A 632-nucleotide genomic window follows, 5' to 3' on the forward strand; every position below is an offset into this window, starting at 1 on the left:
CTGGAAGACCACCCGGTGGCCGGCAGCGACCCGGAGCATCCCGGCCTGGTGCGCATCTACAAGAACCCGGACCAGCCCAACGACCGCTACGAAAACGCCTGGCACACCGACGCCACCTGGCGCGAGTCGCCGCCCATGGGCTGCGTGCTGCGCTGCGTCGAGTGCCCGCCGGTGGGCGGCGACACCATGTGGGCGAACATGGCGCTGGCCTATGAAAAGCTGCCGGCGGACGTGAAGCAACGCATCGAGGGCCTGCGCGCCCGGCACAGCATCGAGGCGAGCTTCGGCGCGGCCATGCCCGTCGACAAGCGCCTGGCGCTCAAGGCGATGTACCCGGACGCCGAGCATCCGGTGGTGCGCACCCATCCGGAAACCGGCGAGAAGATCCTGTTCGTCAACGCCTTCGCCACCCATTTCACCAACTACCACACGCCGGAGCACGTCCGCTACGGCCAGGACTTCAGCATGGGCGGCAGCGACCTGCTGCGCTACCTGATCAGCCAGGCCTACATCCCGGAATACCAGGTGCGCTGGCGCTGGAAGCCCAACAGCGTAGCGATCTGGGACAACCGCTCCACCCAGCACTACGCCGTGATGGATTACCCGCCCTGCGTCCGCAAGATGGAACGCGC

General features: G+C 67.4%; 1 protein-coding gene. It reads left to right on the forward strand.

Annotated elements, in window-relative coordinates:
• A partial coding sequence (locus ACFPU0_RS18270; RefSeq protein WP_377694687.1) for a TauD/TfdA dioxygenase family protein occupies positions 1–632 on the forward strand: 632 nt, incomplete at both ends.

This window comes from Pseudomonas sp. GCM10022186, from assembly GCF_042656385.1.
In the GTDB taxonomy this organism is placed as follows: domain Bacteria; phylum Pseudomonadota; class Gammaproteobacteria; order Pseudomonadales; family Pseudomonadaceae; genus Metapseudomonas.